The sequence below is a fragment of the Stutzerimonas sp. Brlt_14 genome (genome assembly GCF_051948915.1).
GTDB lineage: Bacteria > Pseudomonadota > Gammaproteobacteria > Pseudomonadales > Pseudomonadaceae > Stutzerimonas > Stutzerimonas stutzeri.
Window position 1 is genome coordinate 35,396 of the sequence record NZ_JAYJLM010000001.1, and the last position, 16,283, is coordinate 51,678.

The 16,283-nt window shown below is 60.4% G+C and carries 18 protein-coding genes and 1 tRNA gene; 13 read left to right on the forward strand and 6 right to left on the reverse strand.

Annotated features, from left to right (window positions below):
* Positions 1-123: 123 nt before the first annotated feature.
* Positions 124-441, forward strand: a complete 318-nt coding sequence (locus VF716_RS00175; RefSeq protein WP_020308694.1) for an I78 family peptidase inhibitor — start codon at positions 124-126, stop codon at positions 439-441.
* A gap of 69 nt (positions 442-510) precedes the next feature.
* On the opposite strand, the gene VF716_RS00180 is transcribed toward VF716_RS00175, so the two are convergent.
* A complete protein-coding gene (locus VF716_RS00180) occupies positions 511-1,539 on the reverse strand; it encodes an acyltransferase family protein (protein ID WP_440551194.1) in 1,029 nt (342 codons plus the stop codon).
* Positions 1,540-1,740: 201 nt separating this feature from the next.
* Between VF716_RS00180 and mobA the strand changes: the two genes are divergently transcribed.
* The 3 genes from mobA to VF716_RS00195 all read left to right on the forward strand — a co-directional run bounded on the left by mobA (position 1,741) and on the right by VF716_RS00195 (position 2,838).
* Complete coding sequence (gene mobA / locus VF716_RS00185; RefSeq protein WP_279642842.1) at positions 1,741-2,349, forward strand: molybdenum cofactor guanylyltransferase MobA; 609 nt, start codon at positions 1,741-1,743, stop codon at positions 2,347-2,349.
* Between the two features lie 46 nt (positions 2,350-2,395).
* Entirely contained in the window at positions 2,396-2,617 is a 222-nt protein-coding gene (locus VF716_RS00190; protein WP_013983005.1) for a YgdI/YgdR family lipoprotein, read from the forward strand.
* 144 nt (positions 2,618-2,761) lie between these two features.
* Positions 2,762-2,838: transfer RNA gene (locus VF716_RS00195), tRNA-Pro, on the forward strand.
* Positions 2,839-2,917: 79 nt separating this feature from the next.
* On the opposite strand, the gene VF716_RS00200 is transcribed toward VF716_RS00195, so the two are convergent.
* Complete coding sequence (locus tag VF716_RS00200) at positions 2,918-3,166, reverse strand: glutaredoxin family protein (protein WP_041771738.1); 249 nt, start codon at positions 3,164-3,166, stop codon at positions 2,918-2,920.
* 420 nt (positions 3,167-3,586) lie between these two features.
* Here VF716_RS00200 and VF716_RS00205 point away from each other — a divergent pair, with 420 nt between their 5' ends.
* From VF716_RS00205 to VF716_RS00230, 6 genes are all read left to right on the forward strand, one after another.
* Complete coding sequence (locus VF716_RS00205) at positions 3,587-4,861, forward strand: OprD family porin (RefSeq protein WP_125850011.1); 1,275 nt, start codon at positions 3,587-3,589, stop codon at positions 4,859-4,861.
* A gap of 226 nt (positions 4,862-5,087) precedes the next feature.
* On the forward strand, positions 5,088-5,489 hold the full coding sequence (locus VF716_RS00210) for a DUF883 family protein (RefSeq protein WP_011913496.1): 402 nt from the start codon (positions 5,088-5,090) through the stop codon (positions 5,487-5,489).
* Between the two features lie 14 nt (positions 5,490-5,503).
* The gene (locus VF716_RS00215; protein ID WP_011913497.1) at positions 5,504-5,884 is read left to right on the forward strand and encodes a phage holin family protein; all 381 of its coding nucleotides are present in this window, start codon (positions 5,504-5,506) and stop codon (positions 5,882-5,884) included.
* Positions 5,881-6,201: a hypothetical protein gene (locus tag VF716_RS00220; protein ID WP_011913498.1), complete on the forward strand. Its 321-nt coding sequence runs from the start codon at positions 5,881-5,883 to the stop codon at positions 6,199-6,201. The genes VF716_RS00215 and VF716_RS00220 overlap by 4 nt, the downstream gene beginning before the upstream one ends.
* Before the next feature lie 157 nt (positions 6,202-6,358).
* On the forward strand, positions 6,359-7,690 hold the full coding sequence (locus VF716_RS00225) for a deoxyguanosinetriphosphate triphosphohydrolase (protein ID WP_011913499.1): 1,332 nt from the start codon (positions 6,359-6,361) through the stop codon (positions 7,688-7,690).
* Between the two features lie 4 nt (positions 7,691-7,694).
* On the forward strand, positions 7,695-8,789 hold the full coding sequence (locus VF716_RS00230; protein ID WP_013983010.1) for an FUSC family protein: 1,095 nt from the start codon (positions 7,695-7,697) through the stop codon (positions 8,787-8,789).
* Here the strand turns inward: VF716_RS00230 and VF716_RS00235 are convergent.
* Positions 8,773-9,117, reverse strand: coding sequence for a YggL family protein (locus VF716_RS00235; protein ID WP_011913501.1), 345 nt, complete (start codon positions 9,115-9,117; stop codon positions 8,773-8,775). The genes VF716_RS00230 and VF716_RS00235 overlap by 17 nt on opposite strands.
* Before the next feature lie 265 nt (positions 9,118-9,382).
* Between VF716_RS00235 and dacB the strand changes: the two genes are divergently transcribed.
* Entirely contained in the window at positions 9,383-10,840 is a 1,458-nt protein-coding gene (dacB, locus tag VF716_RS00240) for a D-alanyl-D-alanine carboxypeptidase/D-alanyl-D-alanine endopeptidase (RefSeq protein ID WP_440551202.1), read from the forward strand.
* Positions 10,841-10,887: 47 nt separating this feature from the next.
* On the opposite strand, the gene rlmKL is transcribed toward dacB, so the two are convergent.
* A complete protein-coding gene (gene rlmKL, locus VF716_RS00245) occupies positions 10,888-13,065 on the reverse strand; it encodes a bifunctional 23S rRNA (guanine(2069)-N(7))-methyltransferase RlmK/23S rRNA (guanine(2445)-N(2))-methyltransferase RlmL (RefSeq protein WP_011913503.1) in 2,178 nt (725 codons plus the stop codon).
* Between the two features lie 360 nt (positions 13,066-13,425).
* On the opposite strand from rlmKL, the gene rmf reads away from it, so the two are divergent.
* Positions 13,426-13,641, forward strand: a complete 216-nt coding sequence (gene rmf / locus VF716_RS00250; protein ID WP_011913504.1) for a ribosome modulation factor — start codon at positions 13,426-13,428, stop codon at positions 13,639-13,641.
* A 91-nt stretch (positions 13,642-13,732) separates the two neighbouring features.
* On the opposite strand, the gene VF716_RS00255 is transcribed toward rmf, so the two are convergent.
* Positions 13,733-14,764, reverse strand: a complete 1,032-nt coding sequence (locus tag VF716_RS00255; RefSeq protein ID WP_125865486.1) for a quinone-dependent dihydroorotate dehydrogenase — start codon at positions 14,762-14,764, stop codon at positions 13,733-13,735.
* 111 nt (positions 14,765-14,875) lie between these two features.
* Positions 14,876-15,097 carry a DUF2835 domain-containing protein gene (locus tag VF716_RS00260; protein WP_011913506.1) on the reverse strand — a complete coding sequence of 74 codons (222 nt, stop codon included), beginning with the start codon at positions 15,095-15,097 and terminating at the stop codon, positions 14,876-14,878.
* Between the two features lie 158 nt (positions 15,098-15,255).
* Between VF716_RS00260 and VF716_RS00265 the strand changes: the two genes are divergently transcribed.
* Positions 15,256-16,170, forward strand: coding sequence for a DUF6685 family protein (locus tag VF716_RS00265; RefSeq protein WP_017245192.1), 915 nt, complete (start codon positions 15,256-15,258; stop codon positions 16,168-16,170).
* The last annotated feature ends 113 nt before the right edge of the window (positions 16,171-16,283 follow it).

Sequence of the window (16,283 nt, forward strand, 5' to 3'; positions counted from 1 at the left end):
CGCCCATAGCCTCTTTTTTAGGCTTCAGGCGAATACAGCTGCCAGTTATCTCAATCGCCTTACTGACCCGCTCGCAATTCTGATAATAGTTGCGCTTCGGCGAACCGACCAAAAGGAGAACTCGTGTACCGAATCAGCTTTCTCGCATCGATAGCACTGGGAGCAGCATTGGCAAGTGGGTGCCAAACCACTGCAACCCCGGACGACAACGCCCAGCAAGCCAATACCCAGCAACACGGCAAATGCAATTCAGAGGCGGTGAGCAGCCTTGTCGGCAAGGTCGCGACCCCCGAATTACTGGAACAGGCGAGGGACAAGGCAGGTGCCGATGTAGCCCGAATACTTCGGCCCGATGACGTCGTTACACTGGAGTACAACTCCCAGAGACTGAACCTCAATACTGACGCAAATCTGACCATAGAACGCGTCAGCTGCGGCTGAACCCGCACCTGAGCCCGACTGACCGCCAGTATCTTCTGGCGGCTGTCGGGAGGACCTAGCGGATGCGCATCACGCCACGGCCTTGCGCATACGCAGATGGGAAGCGGAGATTCGCTTTGGCGGAGTAAGCAGGAAGTGCAGGTTGAAACGATTGATCACGATCTGAGCCAGCAGCGGAGCAACGAGCCCAATCAGTGTGCCGACCACGAGATGTGCAGCAATCGAGTCGATGCCTAGGAACTTGCTGAGAATCACCCGCGCGCCGCTCCCGGCCAGGATATGCATGAGGTAGATCGTCATCGAGGACGCGCCGATAAACAGAAACCAGTCGACACGGAATTGTCCAAGCCACATCGAAAGCGCGACCATAAAAAAGATGGATATCGTTGCCAGAGCCAGCACCGGCAGGCCGCCGTCGGTGTAGTTCATGCCAAATGTGATATGAAACAGATACTGGCCGATAATGAACAAAGCACCGAAAAACACGGTTAATTGCGTGCAGCGTGCCAGGAAAAAAGCCTTCACTTCGTTGAACCAGACCCCCAGCGCGAAGAACACCGTATTCCCCAGGATGAAGCGCGTCATGTTGTTGATCGTCAGTTCCTGCTGGAAGACGAACAGGACTCCGAACAGCACGACGAACGGTAGAAAGTATCGGCGATCGGCTTTCGCATACAGGAACGTGCAGACCAGAAACACCAGGAACAGGGCATAAAGGAACCAGAACTGGGCACGCGGCAGCCATAGCAACGAGAACACCTCAGTCAAGGTGACCTGGCCATTGGTGTAATTCGACAGGACGACTTCTAACAGCCCTTGCAGCAAGGACCAGACAATGAATGGATAAACGATCGTATCCACCTTGTTGATGATCAGGCCGCCCCTACCCCGCTTTTGCAGCGAATCGAAAAAAAACAAGCCGGAAAGGAAGAAGAACAACGGCATGTGGAAGCTATAGATGATGCTGTCCACAAGCACGAATTCACCCTCATCCATGGGCAGCCCTGCATTGAAGACGCCCCGCGCGACATGCCCGTAGACAACGAGAATGATTCCGATCGCCTTGGCATAATCAACCCAAACGTTTCTCTCCTGCATTGTCTGTTCTCCTTGTATTTCGGCCAATAAGCAGGCGGCACCCCGCCCTCTGTAGAAAGCGGATGGAGGAGATAGACAACAGGATTTCTCGATGGTTTAGCGACGCAACGGCTGCATGTCCGTATCTGCCGAACGGACAGCGACGCCACAGCCGCGTAGGATTGCTGGCACGGTCCGACTGCACGCTTCAGGAGCCACCCAATGACCGACTCAACTTTCCAGTCCTGCTCCATTCTGCTTCTGGCCGGAGGCCGCGGGCAGCGTATGGGCGGTCAGGATAAGGGGCTGCTGGAGTGGCGAGGTCGCCCACTGATCGCCTGGCTGCATGACGTTGCCCGCCCACTGACCGATGAGCTCTTGCTGTCTTGCAATCGGAACCACGCGCGTTACGCCGGCTATGCCGACCGCCTGGTCAGCGATGACGAAGACGGATTTCCTGGCCCGCTCGCAGGGATACGCGCCGGGCTTGCCGCCGCGAGCCACCGCTGGCTGCTCCTGCTACCATGCGATACCCCCCTTGTAGATCGTCCTCTGCTGCATTCGCTGTACTCGGCAGCAATCAGCACGCCCGACCAACCCGTGATGCTCCGCTGCGGCGAACAATGGGAGCCGCTGTTCTGTGTCATACCTACCAGCATGCGAGCAGAAATAGACGCCTTCTGGCGTGCCGGGGAGCGCAGCCCGCAACGCATTCTGCTGAAGCTCGGCGCGCGTGAACTGCAAGTCAGGAGAGACGATCCTCGCCTGGCCAACCTCAACACACCAGAGCTTCTCAAAGCCAGCCGTTCAGAGCTGGGAACTTCATCGTAGCGCGCTTCGTCCGATGGTTATCGTTACTCGCAGAAGGAACAGCGTCATGCAAACACGCACTCTACCCACCCTCATTCTTGCGCTGAGCTTCGGCATATTGGCCGGTTGCGCCAATCCGAGCGTTATCACCTTGAACGACGGTCGCGAGATCCAGACCCTGGACCGCCCGGATTACGACGACGAATCGGGGTTCTATGAATATGAGCAGCTCGACGGCAAGCCGGGCAAGGTGAACAAGGATCAGGTCCGCACCGTTCGCGAACTCTGATCAGTCTGAACGTCGTGCTGTCGGCTTCGGATCAGACAGCACGACAAGCCTCAGCATGTCTCACCGGGCCAGCACGGCGTGTGAAAAAAATCCGGCGTAACGTCTTGTGCGACAAAACTTTTTCTGTAGAATGCGCGCCATCTTCGGAGCGTAGCGCAGCTTGGTAGCGCGTCTCGTTCGGGACGAGAAGGTCGCTGGTTCGAATCCAGTCGCTCCGACCATATCCCGCGGATCTGTTATTGAATGGCAGACCATAAAAAACCGGCCAACGAGCCGGTTTTTTTATGCATGTCATTTGACCTACTTTGCGGCAGCCTGCAGAAAGCTCACTACTTGTTCGGCCTCGAACGGCCAATCCAATTCTGCACCATTGTCAACGCGGCGAAGCACCGGTATCCGTAGCCCGTAGAGTTCGACCCAGTCGGAGCGCTCGGCAATATCCATCAATTCCACTAACAGACCATGCTCTACAAGCGGCATGAGCACCTCTTCCGCCTGCTCGCAGAGATGGCAACCCAGAGTTCCGAAAAGCTGGCATTCAGGCAACATTGGCGATCTCGCAATTATTCATGTCGAAATTCTAGCAAGGCCGAGGTGGTTAGCCATCTTAGTTACGAAGCGTGAATGCGCCTTCACGCAGTCAAAAATGTGAAATCGGCCCCACTCACCAGGCGATTATGCTCAGGCCATTCGACTCTGCCCGAGCAAAACGCTAGGATGCTGCCACCCGCGGCGACGCAGATTGCCCGGTTGACCCTTTAGTGTTTAATCGCCAGATCATGCGACGTGAATATTCGATGCGTGACCGACCGACAGCCTTAAACGGCCGTCAGGGCTGCGACCGTCTAGCACGTTGACTTGCAGGGCTTGGCGACTAAAGTCTAAAGGTTGAAAAACCTCTGTAATGTTTTATTGCATGGCGCCGTAAAGAGCGACTTCAGAGCATCATCCAACGAGGAGAAATAAGAAATGCTCAAGACCCCCATCGCCCGGGGCGTGGCCCTCGCCACTCTGGGAGCAACACTGGCTATCCCAACCATGGCTCAAGCCGCCTTCATCGAAGACACCAAGGCTGGCCTGGAACTGCGTAACTTCTATTTCAACCGTGATTTCCGCGAAGTTCCAAACACCTCTAACAGCAAAGCGGAAGAGTGGGCACAGGGATTCCTGCTGCGCGTCGAATCCGGTTATACCGAAGGCACTGTCGGTTTCGGTGTCGATGCACTCGGTCTGCTGGGCGTCAAGCTTGATTCGGGCGGCGGTCGTACCGGTTCTGGGCTGCTGCCTGCCGACGGCGACGGATCTGCAGACGACTACTCGATGCTTGGCCTGGCCGCAAAAGCCAAAGTGTCTGAAACTGTTCTGAAAATCGGCACCCTGCAACCGAAGAACATGGCAATCTCGTCGAGCGACTCTCGTTTGCTGCCGCAAACTTTTCAAGGCGCGCAGATCGTCTCTAAAGATATCCAGGGCCTGACGCTAGACGCTGGCTACCTGAACCGCGCCAACCATCGCAATTCGTCCAACAACGAAGCGCTGGCGTACGGCGGCAAAGGTGCGGCCGTAGGCGAAACCGGCATCGACTCCAGCGATGTGGACGACTTCATGTTCGCAGGCGGTAGCTATAAGCTGACCGATGACCTCACTGCCTCTTACTATTACAGCAATTTGGAAGAAGTGTATAAGCAACACTCGACCAACCTGGTGCATGTGCTGCCACTTGGTGACAAGCAATCTCTAAAAACCGATCTGCGTTATGCCCGCTCCTCGGAAGATGGCTCTTCGAATGTTGACAACCGCGCGCTAGGAGCAATGGTTACCTACGCCCTAAGCGGGCACAGCTTCGGTCTCGGCTATCAGAAGATGAGCGGAGACACAGGCTTCGCGTATGTCGGCGAGTTTACCGACCCGTTCCTGGTTAACTATGTCCAGATCAATGACTTCGCATTTGCGGATATGAAATCTTGGCAAGCTCGCTATGATTTCAACTTTGCGTCGGTTGGCATTCCTGGCCTAACCTTTATGACTCGCTACATCACAGGCGACAACGTTGAGCGTGGCGCAGGTCAGTCCGAAGGCAAGATCTGGGAGCGCGACATGGACATTGGCTACACCTTCCAAGAAGGCGCGCTGAAGAACCTGAACGTGAAATGGCGCAACGCGACTGCACGTGGCAATATCGCCGCCAGCAATAATGTCGACGAAAACCGTCTGATCGTCAGCTACACCATTCCGCTGATGTAATTAGCGGCTATAGCACGATCGTGCTGTAGAACAGGAAAACCCGCTTCGGCGGGTTTTCTTTTGGTTATTTTCCAGATTTGCCATAGCGACGAGCCAATCTTTCTTCCGCCAACCTCATATCAATCGGATATCCCCAACGAAACGGGAACCTTTGCAGCGGCAGCATGCTCGAAACTTGAGGCAGCGGGACCTTTCGTCGCCGCTAGATTCAGAAAAGGAGCTGCGAATGTCTACCGAATCCACCTTCGGCACCAGCGACAACACCCCGATCCCCGAGGGGCCCGCTGGGAGCACCCGCCCCCTTATCGACACGTCGGCCCATCGTCGCAACCTGCAGGCTGCGCAGAACGCCCTGATCGAGGAGTTCCATACCCTGATAGGCGACACCGAACGCCTGCTCAAGCACACGCAGGAAACTGCAGGTGGCCAGACCGAAGAGCTACGCAGCAAGATCAACGCGAACATCGCCAAGGCGCGTGAGATGTTGAAAGACCGCGAAAGCTCGATGCGCGATCAGGGTCAGGCAGCAATCCAGTGCACCGAGGAATATGTGCATAGTCACCCGTGGCAGTCGATTGGCATCGCCGCCGGTGTCGGTTTCCTGCTCGGCTTGATCACACGTCGCTGATGGGAGAGCCGCAGATGGAAGCGAAGCCCGGCTCAGAAGCTCCCAGACCGTCGCTGAAAAAGCTGGGCGGCGCGTTCGTCGGCCTGCTCCAAGGGCATTTGGAGCTGGTGGGCATCGAGGTTCAGGAAGAAAAAGCCCGGACGTTTCGGCTTTTTCTCCTGGCTGGCGTCAGCCTGATTCTTGGCCTACTGGTTCTGGTCGGCCTCTCGGCCGCGATCGTGATCGCGTTCTGGGAAACCCACCGAATGGCAGCAATCCTGACGTTGTGCGCCATCTATGCAGTGATCATGATCATCTGTATCAGCCGAGCCATTTCACTGGCCAAGAAATGTGCAGCGCCGTTCCAAGCCACTCTTGAAGAGCTGGAGCGTAACCGGGAGCGTCTATTGCCATGAGTCGACCCCTGAGCACCTCGAACGAGTTGAGCATGCGCAAGGATCTGGTGCGCCTTCGCATGGAAATGCATCGCCAGCAGATGCTCTACCACGCACAACCTCTTTCCCATCCGCTTCAGCAGATCAAGGGATTCGTAACCTCACGGCGCTCATCTGCCGATCCCTCCTCAGGCAAGGGCCCGCTGATGATTGCCGCCACGGTTGTACTGGCTCTGTTCGGTCGCCGGATGGGCAGGCTGGGCAAGCTGGCTCGTGTCGCCTTGACGGTTTACCCCCTGATCAAGGGCCAGCAGAAGTTGCGCGAAAAGTTGCACTAACCGCTGGAGCAACACCTGTTGTACTGGCAGCTCGATCCAGCTTCACCTGGGTCAAGCTGCCTGCGCGCGCGGGTCGCATAGTGCGATAGTAGCGATTCGCGGTTGGACGGTTATGGTAGCTTTGCACCAGCCCGCTAATGGCAATATGGAGATGGTCTTGGACTGGCACACACTGCTTACCCGTGAACGACTCGGCAAGTCCGCTCATAGCAGCGACGAGCTGGGGCGCAGCCCGTTCCACAAGGATCATGACCGTATCATTTTCTCCGGCGCGTTTCGCCGCCTCGGCCGCAAGACCCAGGTCCATCCGGTTTCCAGCAACGACCATATCCATACCCGGCTAACCCATTCGCTCGAAGTAAGCTGCGTGGGGCGCTCGCTCGGCATGCGCGTCGGCGAAGTCCTTCGCGATGACTTGCCGGAGTGGTGCAGCCCCGCCGATCTCGGCATGATCGTCCAGTCGGCCTGCCTCGCCCATGACATCGGCAACCCGCCATTCGGCCACTCCGGGGAGGATGCCATTCGCTGCTGGTTTCAGCAGGCTGCGGGACGCGGTTGGCTGGACGACATGACGGATGCGCAGCGGGCAGACTTTCTCAACTTCGAGGGCAATGCCCAAGGCTTCCGTGTGCTCACGCAGCTGGAGTATCACCAGTTCGACGGAGGCACCCGGCTTACCTACGCCACGCTGGGCACCTATCTCAAATACCCATGGACGTCTCGCCATGCCGAGGCGCTGGGGTACAAGAAACACAAGTTCGGTTGCTACCAGAACGAGTTGCCGTTGCTGGAGCAGATCGCACACAAGCTGAACCTGCCGAAGGTTGCCGATCAGCGCTGGGGGCGCCACCCCCTCGTGTATCTGATGGAGGCCGCGGACGACATCTGCTACGGGCTGATCGACCTCGAAGATGGCCTCGAAATGGAACTGCTCGAGTACGCGGAAGTCGAGGAACTGCTGCTGGCGCTGGTTGGCGACGATATCCCGGAAACCTATCGCCAACTCGGCCCAGGCGACTCCAGGCGCCGCAAGCTGGCGATCCTGCGCGGCAAGGCCATCGAGCATCTGACCAATGCCGCTGCCGCTGCGTTCGTCGAACAGCAGAATAACCTCTTGCGCGGCGAACTGCCGGGCGACCTGGTCGAGCATATGCATGGTCCTGCCAAGGCCTGCGTGGTGCAGGCGAAAGCGATGGCCCGCCAGAAGATTTTCCAGGACAAACGCAAGACCCTGCACGAGATCGGCGCCTACACGACGCTGGAGATCCTGCTCAACGCTTTCTGCGGGGCGGCGCTGGAACAGCATCGTGGCGGTACGCCTTCATTCAAGAACCAGCGGATCCTCGATCTGCTCGGACGCAGCGCACCCTCTCCCGAGCTACCGCTCTACCAGTCGTTTCTGCGAATGATCGATTTCATCGCCGGCATGACCGACAGTTACGCCACGGAAATGGCCGGAGAAATGACCGGTCGCTCCAGCCCGGTCTGACCCCATGAAGCGTCTGTTGCGGCAAAGCATTCACTGGCATCCCGGGCGCCCCGCCTGGGGCGCGGCGATGGTCGCAGGCTTCGGCTGTGCGCTGCCGCTGTTGCTGGGCCTGTTCAGCGGTCACCCGGGTTTTCTCTGGGCGACGGTAGGTGCATTCCAGGCCGCCAAGGCCAATCCGCTTCATCGCTTCGGCATGCTGCGGATGCTGCTCCTTATCGCACTGGGCGCCGGCAGTGCCGGCCTGGGTTTCTGGTCAGCCACCCACCCATTGATCAGCCTCGGCCTGTTCGCCTTCTACGGTTTGCTTCTGGCCTGGTTGCAACGATATGGCAGCGAAGCCGGCAAACTCGGCATCGGCCTGGCGATCTGCCTGTGCCTCGGCCAGGGCCAGCATGGCGTCGCCGATTTCAACAACCCCTATGCGATTGCCGTGCTGTTCGCGCTTGGCGGTCTGTGGGTGACGCTGCTGGCGTTCGGTCTGCGCGGCATGCATGGCTTGCGTATGTGGCCGTACATGCCACGATTGCTGAGCATCCTGCGGGTGCTGCGGCGGCACGCTCGACGAACGCCGATCCGGCAATGGCGAGTACACGCGCTGACCTACATGCTGGCCGGCGCGCTGGGTGGTGTTATCGTGAACATGGCGCAGTTGCCGAGAGGCTACTGGCTGACGCTGGCGGTGTTCACCACATTGCAGATGGACCTCGAACGCAGCCTGGTTCGCGCCCTGCAGGCCAGCCTCGGAATCCTGGCCGCCGCCGCCATCCTCATCTACATCGGACATGGCCTGGCCGACCCGCCGCTGATGGTGATGATCCTGCTGCCGCTGGTTGTGCTCGGCAGGGCCTTCCAGGCGAATCACTACGGGCTGTTCGTGCTGCAGACCACCCTGCTCTTCCTGCTGCTGGCAGAAACCCTCGCGCAGGATTGGAACCTGCCGCAGATACGCCTCATCAATGCCAGCCTTGGCGTGGGCGTTGCGTTGCTCATCGCAACGCTGATGCACCTGCTGCATCTGCTGCTGGCCAGGCGCTCACGAAGGAAAGCCCAGCTGGCAGCAGCGCAACGAACCGACGAGCAGACTACTTCTCGGTCCTGATCGGGTTTTCCGGATACCACACATCCATCAGCGGGCTGACGTTGTACTCAGCAAGCTCGCTGCGGCCTTTCAGCCAGGCATCGACCTTGGCACGCTGCTCTTCGGTGACCGAACCACGGCGCGCCAGGCAGACGAAACCGTAGTCTTCACCGCCGATATAACCAAGCTCGTTGGCTTCCATCGCCTCGCTGATGAATGCTTCTAGGAAGTCATCCACGGCCTTGCTTTCGATACCTTCGCGATAGGTGAGATTGATCTCGAAGCCCAGCTCCTGGAACTCATCGACACAGAGTTTCTTGCGCAGGCGGCGCGAACGATTGGTAGCCATTGGATCGATCCTTTTTTCAACGTGATGACGGCGCGCACTCTAACAGCAACCCGATGCCAAGGCGATGACCGAGAACCGCCGCCGCAACGGCTCGCCATCTTGTTTTGCAGTAACCCCTGCGACGCAGCTACGCTTATCGGATAGAGGCACAGCGCCTCTACGGGCCGGGCATAATGGCCCGCAATCGTTCCCTTAGTGCAGTGGGAAATCGCATGCCGAATCGAATCGCCAGCAGCCCCCTGTGTGCGCTCAGAGGCGCTCGCAAATGAACAGAATCCTTCGTGGTATCTCCCTGGCCGTTCTGGCCTTTCCCATTGCGCTGCCGATTCATGCGGCCGGCGTGAACCAGACGCTGCCTGCGCGTGTGGAACAGGCGCTCAAGGCCAACAAGATCAACAACGATGCGCTGTCGGTCGTCATGCTGCCGCTTACCGGCAACGCGGCACCGACAATCGTCAATGCAGACGTATCGGTCAATCCCGCCTCGACCATGAAATTGGTCACCACCTACGCCGCACTCGAACTGCTCGGGCCCAATCATCAGTGGAAAACCGAGTTCTATGCCGACGGCCCGCTGGTGGATGGCGTGCTCAATGGCAATCTTTATCTGAAAGGTGGCGGCGATCCCAAGCTGAACATGGAGAAGCTCTGGTTGCTGCTGCGTGATCTGCGCGCCAACGGTGTGAGCAAGGTCACCGGCGATCTGGTGCTGGATCGCAGCCACTTCGTCCAGCCCGACCTGCCGGTATTCGACGATGACGGCGGCGACCAGAACAAGCCGTTCCTGGTCGGGCCCGATTCGCTACTGGTCAACCTCAAGGCGCTGCGCTTCATCGTCCGCAACGATGGGGGCAAGGTGAACGTGGCGGTGGAGCCGCCCATTGCCAGCGTCCGCATCGACAACCGCGTTCAGGCCTTGCCGGCAGCCAAGTGCCCAGGCTGGCCAGAGGTGCTGTACAACCCCGTTGCCGACGGCGACGGGGTCACCGTGGTGGTCACGGGCAAGCTCGCCGCTGGTTGCAGCGCGCAGACCTATCTTTCCCTGCTGGACCACGAACGCTATGCCGCAGGCGCGGTGCGGGCGATCTGGGGCGAACTCGGCGGCAGCATCCTGGGCACTGATCGTGTCGCCCAGGTACCGAGCAGCGCCCGCCTGCTGGCCAGGGCCTACTCCCCGGACCTCACCGAGATCATTCGCGACGTCAACAAGTACAGCAACAACACCATGGCCAAGCAGCTGTTCCTGAGCCTGGGTGCGGCGTTCCGCAACGAAGCGGATGCCGATGACGCCAAGGCGGCACAGCGAGTGATCCGCCAATGGCTGGCCAAGAAAGGGCTGATTTCCCCGCACCTGGTGATCGAAAACGGCTCCGGCCTTTCCCGTGCCGAGCGGGTCAGCGCGCGTGAACTGGCGAGTTTGCTGCAGGCCGCCTGGCGCAGCCCCTACTCGGCCGAGTTCATCTCCTCGATGCCTTTGGCGGCCGTGGACGGCACCATGCGCAAGCGTCTGCGCAACACGCCGGTCGCCGGCAAGGCACACGTGAAGACGGGCACGCTGAATACCGTGCGCGCGATCGCGGGCTACAGTCGAGACGGCGACGGCAATGTCTGGGCGGTGGTGGCGATCCTCAACCACCCGCGTCCATGGGGCGCCTCGTCGATCCTGGATCAGGTGCTGGTCAGCCTGTACAACCAGCGCAGAGAAAGCACCGCTCAGCGCTGATCGCTACAGGAAGAGCGGGCCTGCCTGAGGCCCGCTCAGAACCGTCATCACCGTGCCTGGAGTTTCCAGGCACGGTGGATTCGCGGATTGCGGCGGAAGTCCTCATCCAGCGTAGAAGCCGTGATTTCCTCTACTGCGTAACGATCCATCAGGCTCGCGTCCAGCACGAACTTGCGGAAGTTGTTGGAGAAATACAGCGTCCCGCCGGTAGCCAGCCGTGCCATCGCCAGGTCGAGCAGGGCAACGTGGTCACGCTGCACGTCGAACACGCCTTCCATGCGCTTGGAGTTGGAGAAGGTCGGCGGGTCGATGAAGATCAGGTCGTATTCGCCGCGATCCGCTTCCAGCCAGGCCATCACGTCTCCCTGTTCCAGCCGCTGGCGGTCCGAGAAGCCGTTGAGCGAAAGGTTGCGCCGCGCCCAGTCCAGATAGGTCCTGGACAGGTCGACACTGGTAGTGCTGCGCGCGCCGCCCTTGGCCGCGTGCACGGTTGCCGTCGCGGTATAGCAGAAAAGATTGAGAAAGCGCTTGCCGGCCGCTTCGCGCTGGATGCGCAGGCGCAGCGGGCGATGGTCGAGGAACAGGCCGGTATCCAGGTAGTCGGTCAGGTTGACCAGCAGCTTGACGCCACCCTCGCTGACTTCGAGAAATTCACCCTGGGAGGCCTGGCGCTCGTACTGGCGAGTGCCGCTCTGGCGCTCGCGACGTTTGACCACCACCTTCTCGCGCGCAATGCCCAGCGCCTGCGGAATAGCCGCCAGGGCATCGAGCAGGCGAGCCTGGGCCTTGTCCGGATCGATGGAGCGTGGCGGAGCATATTCCTGCACATGCACCCAATCGCGATAAAGATCGACCGCCAATGCGTACTCCGGCATATCGGCGTCGTACAGTCGATAACACTCGATGCCTTCGCGACGCGCCCATTTGCCGAGCTGCCGCAGGTTCTTCTGCAAGCGGTTGGCGAACATTTGCCCACCTTCGCTCAGACGTGCCTGCTCCACCGGAGCCTGCTGAGGCTGTGGCTCGGTGGAGCCAGCGCGCTGGCCGGTAACGAACTGGTCCAACTCGACCTTGATCAGTAGCAGTTTGCACGGCAGTGCGCCGTTCCAGAAGGCGTACTGCTTGTGGCTGCGGATACCCATGCGTTTGCCGAGGTCCGGTGCGGCAGTGAACACAGCAGCCTCCCAGCCTAGGCAGGCCTGGCGCAGGCGCTCGCCCAGGTTCTGGTAGAGATAAAGAAGGCTGGCCTCGTCACCCAGGCGTTCGCCGTAAGGCGGGTTGCAGATGACCAGCCCCTTCTGGTTCTGGTCTGGGCGCGGCTCGAAACTCCCGACGTCACCCTGGTAGATACGAATCCAGCTCGACAGTCCGGCGCGCTCGATGTTGTTGCGACCAGGCTGGATCAGACGCGGATCGGCTTCATAGCCACGAATCCACAGCGGTGGTCTGGCCAAACCGGCCTCCGCGCGCGCCTGGGCGTCGGCGTGCAGGCGATTCCACAGCGCCGGCACATGCCCCAGCCAGGCGCTGAAGCCCCAGCGTTCGCGCTTGAGATTGGGTGCGATATCTGCCGCCATCATCGCGCCTTCCACCAGGAAGGTACCCACACCGCACATGGGGTCGGTCAGCGCACCACCAGCGGCGGCGATGCGCGGCCAGCCGGCGCGGATCAGGATGGCGGCGGCAAGGTTTTCCTTCAGTGGTGCAGCACCTTGCTGCAGACGATAGCCGCGTTGATGCAGGCTATGACCGGACAAGTCCAGCGAGAGCACGGCCTGCCCCTTGTCCAGGCGCAGGTGCACCCGCAGGTCGGGGTCAAGCTTATCGATGCTTGGCCGCTCGCCCGATGCGCTGCGCAGCCGGTCGACGATGGCATCCTTGACCTTGAGCGCACCGAAATGCGTGTTGTCGATCCCCGAACCACGCCCGCTGAACTCCACGGCCAGGCTGCCGGATGGCAGCAGGTGCTCGGCCCAATCGACGGCGTGCACGCCCTGGTAGAGCGTCTCGGCATCGACCGTCGGGAAGCGACTGATCACCAGCAGTACGCGGTTGGCCAGGCGTGACCACAGGCAAAGCCGATAGCCCACCTCCAATGCGCCATACCCGCGAACGGCAGAAGTCTGTTCGCGCCCCTCCTCCAGACCAAGCGCGGTGGCCTCCTCAAGCAAAAGGCCTTCGAGCCCCTTGGGGCAGGTCAGGATCAGTTCATGGCGATCGGTCATGGCGTTTCCAGAAAAAAGTGCTGCGGGCCGCTACGACCCTTTCGTCGGAACAAACGCAGCAACGAACAAAAAATGAATGGCAAGAAAAAGATGGCTGGCAATTAGGCGGGGCGGCCAGGCGTGCACTTCAGATGCCTCGCCGACTCCGGCTTATGGGCAGAACCATAGATTCGTTACCTACTTATGACAAAACGATCATTCCAGCCTCAGGGGCATTGGGTTAGAACTCACCTCAGGCCGTCATCGCAAGGATGTCGGCGAGGCGCGCCACGCCGGCAGCGCGCCTCAATCGGCAGTCTATCTGCCCGGTCTCGCCATGAGGCCACAGGAACACCAGTCAACCACTGAGGGCAATACCCAATGAGAAGACTCAAGCGTGATCCGATGGAACGAGCATTTCTGCGCGGTTATCAACATGGCATACATGGCAAATCTCGCGACCTCTGTCCCTTCTCCCATCCCCAAGTTCGCCAAGCCTGGATCAACGGCTGGCGGGAGGGTCGCGGCGACAACTGGGATGGTCTGACCGGCACGGCCGGTCTGCATAGACTCAACGAACTTCACGCGGTCGGCTGATTTACCGATCCACCCGACTTGATACGGCACGCCCTACCCGGGCGGCGGGCTAGAAGCCCAGGGGCTCCAAACAGGAGCCCCTTCCCACCACCTACTTCGCCTGCGAACGCAGCGCCGCGATGGCATCCACCGCCTCGCGGATCAGACCCGGTCCCTTGTAGATGAAGCCTGAGTACAACTGGACCAGGCTGGCACCCGCCTCGATCTTCTCGGCCGCGTGACGACCCTCGGTGATACCGCCTACGGCGATGATCGGCAGTCGCCCACCCAGCGTCTGCGCCAGCACTTTCACCGTATGGGTGCTCTTGTCCCGTACCGGCGCGCCGGACAGGCCACCTGCCTCATCGGCATGCGCCAGGCCGGCGACGCCTTCGCGGCCGAGGGTGGTATTGGTGGCGATGATCGCGTCCATTCCCGCCTGGAACACGGCCTCCCCCACCAGCGCGGTTTCTTCATCGGTCATGTCCGGCGCGATCTTGATGGCCAGCGGTACACGCTTGCCATGCATGATCTCCAGATCTTCACGACGCAGCCGCAACGCGTCGAGCAACTGCTTGAGCGAGTCGCCGAACTGCAGGCTGCGCAGGCCCGGAGTATTGGGCGAACTGACGTTCACAGTGACATAGCTGGCGTGGTGGTAGACCTTGTCCAGGCAGAGCAGATAATCCTCATCGGCGCGCTCGACGGGGGTGTCGAAATTCTTGCCGATGTTGATCCCCAGCACGCCTTTGAACCTGGCTGCTTCGACACGAGCCAGCAAGGCATCGACACCGTGGTTGTTGAAGCCCATGCGATTGATGATCGCCTCGGCCTCCGGCAGGCGGAAGATTCGCGGCTTCGGGTTGCCGGGCTGCGGGCGCGGCGTCACGGTGCCGACCTCGATAAAGCCGAAGCCCAGCTGCGACAGCCCGCGAATGGCCTCACCGTTCTTGTCCAGCCCCGCGGCCAGACCTACCGGGTGGGGAAAGTCCAGCCCCATCACCCGCACTGGCAGGCTGGCCGGCGGCTTGCTAAGCATCGCATTCAGCCCGAGACGGCCGCCCGCGCCAATCAGCTCGAGGGAAAGTTCGTGGGAAGTTTCCGGAGATAACTTGAACAACAGCTGGCGGGCCAGGTTATACATACGCAGCCTAAAGTCTCGGTAAAGGTGGACGCGGAGTATAGCAGCCCGAGGTCCGTACAGCCGCAGCGGCGGGTGATGAAATACGGGCGTCGCCAGCAGTCGCCGAGCGCGTCATTTCAGCCGCCGCAAGCCCAGCAACTGACCCTGTTCGGCAAACTCGAGCTCGAAGGAACCATATACGCCTTCGTGGGTCAGAAACGGGCGCAGATGATGCGCAGGCAGGCTGACCCGCGTGCCATCGCGGCTTCGGATCAGGATGCGATTCGCATGGCCTTGGTATACCGCTTTCATTCGTTCGGCGGATAGCGCGATATCCAGCACCAGATTTGGCATGGAGGCTCCTCAGTGATCTACCCAGCGATATTGCCACATCGACACGCCATGATTGGCCGCCCCAAGTGCGTGTGGCATCGGCACGCGCGGTGCAAAGCCCGTGCGCAAATGCCACAGGTCTGCCACACTTCGGCCGTAGCCCTGAGAGCTCAAGCATCATGATGAGCCTGCCCGAGCCCATGCCTTCATTGACATCTCAAATCGCCAGACTTGCGCAACGCCTCGGGCTGCGCTCGAAGTCCGCGCTTCCCGTCCAGGAACGCGCCAGCGGCCTGCAGTTGCCATTCGCGCACCTGCCCGAGCCCGAACCGAGCATCTTCTGGAACGATGGTCCGTGCCTGCAACGCCTCCTGGAGCTGCCGCGCGGTGCGCTGTCCGGTCCGGTTCAGGAAGACAAGGCCCGTGCCCACGCTGCCCTGACCCGGCTGGTAAGCAAGCTCAGCGTGCAGACGCTGGTCGACCTGCGCCAGGTCGACGGCTTCGGTGCGCAGCGCAAGAACGAGCCCAGCTACCCGACGTTCGAGGCCTTCGCCAGCACAGCGGCGTGTCGGCAGGTTCGCATCATCAGCTACAAGGACTTCGCCCGCGCCCTTGGCACTGCCCTCCCCGGCTTCGACACAGGCGCAACGATCGAGCTGCGCCAGGCCAGCTGGCTCGGCGAACGCCTCTACTGGGCCGGCGATCATCACCTCGAAGCGTTCGCCTCCGCCGTAGCCTATGCTCGCCTGCGCGGGCTGGAAGTATCACTGCCCGCCAACGTCACCGAATATCGACTCGACCGTCCCGGCCTGCATGCGCTGGATGCGGACTACCATGCCGTTACCATGCCTGCGCAAGCCTGGAGCGATCGCGAATTCATGGCGCTGCTGCTGGACAGCCATGTCCCCTACGCCCGCCTGACGCTGTTGCGCGACACCAGCAACTCGGAGCTGCTCCTGCTGGAGAGACGCGACCCGACTGCGAACGCCATCGGCGAAGGGCTCAAGCTGGCCGGCGCGCCGGATCTGATCCGTTATCTGCGTGACCTGCCGCAGATTACCCGCTTCAAGGTCGGCCAGCCGTCGCAGGACTGAACCGCACCACGGTGCGATTTCGAACGCAGCTCACATAGAAAAGCGCACCGCTGCCGCGGTGCGCTTTTTATGTTGGGCCAAATGTACGCCCCCTGCGACCTGTGCGCAGGGGG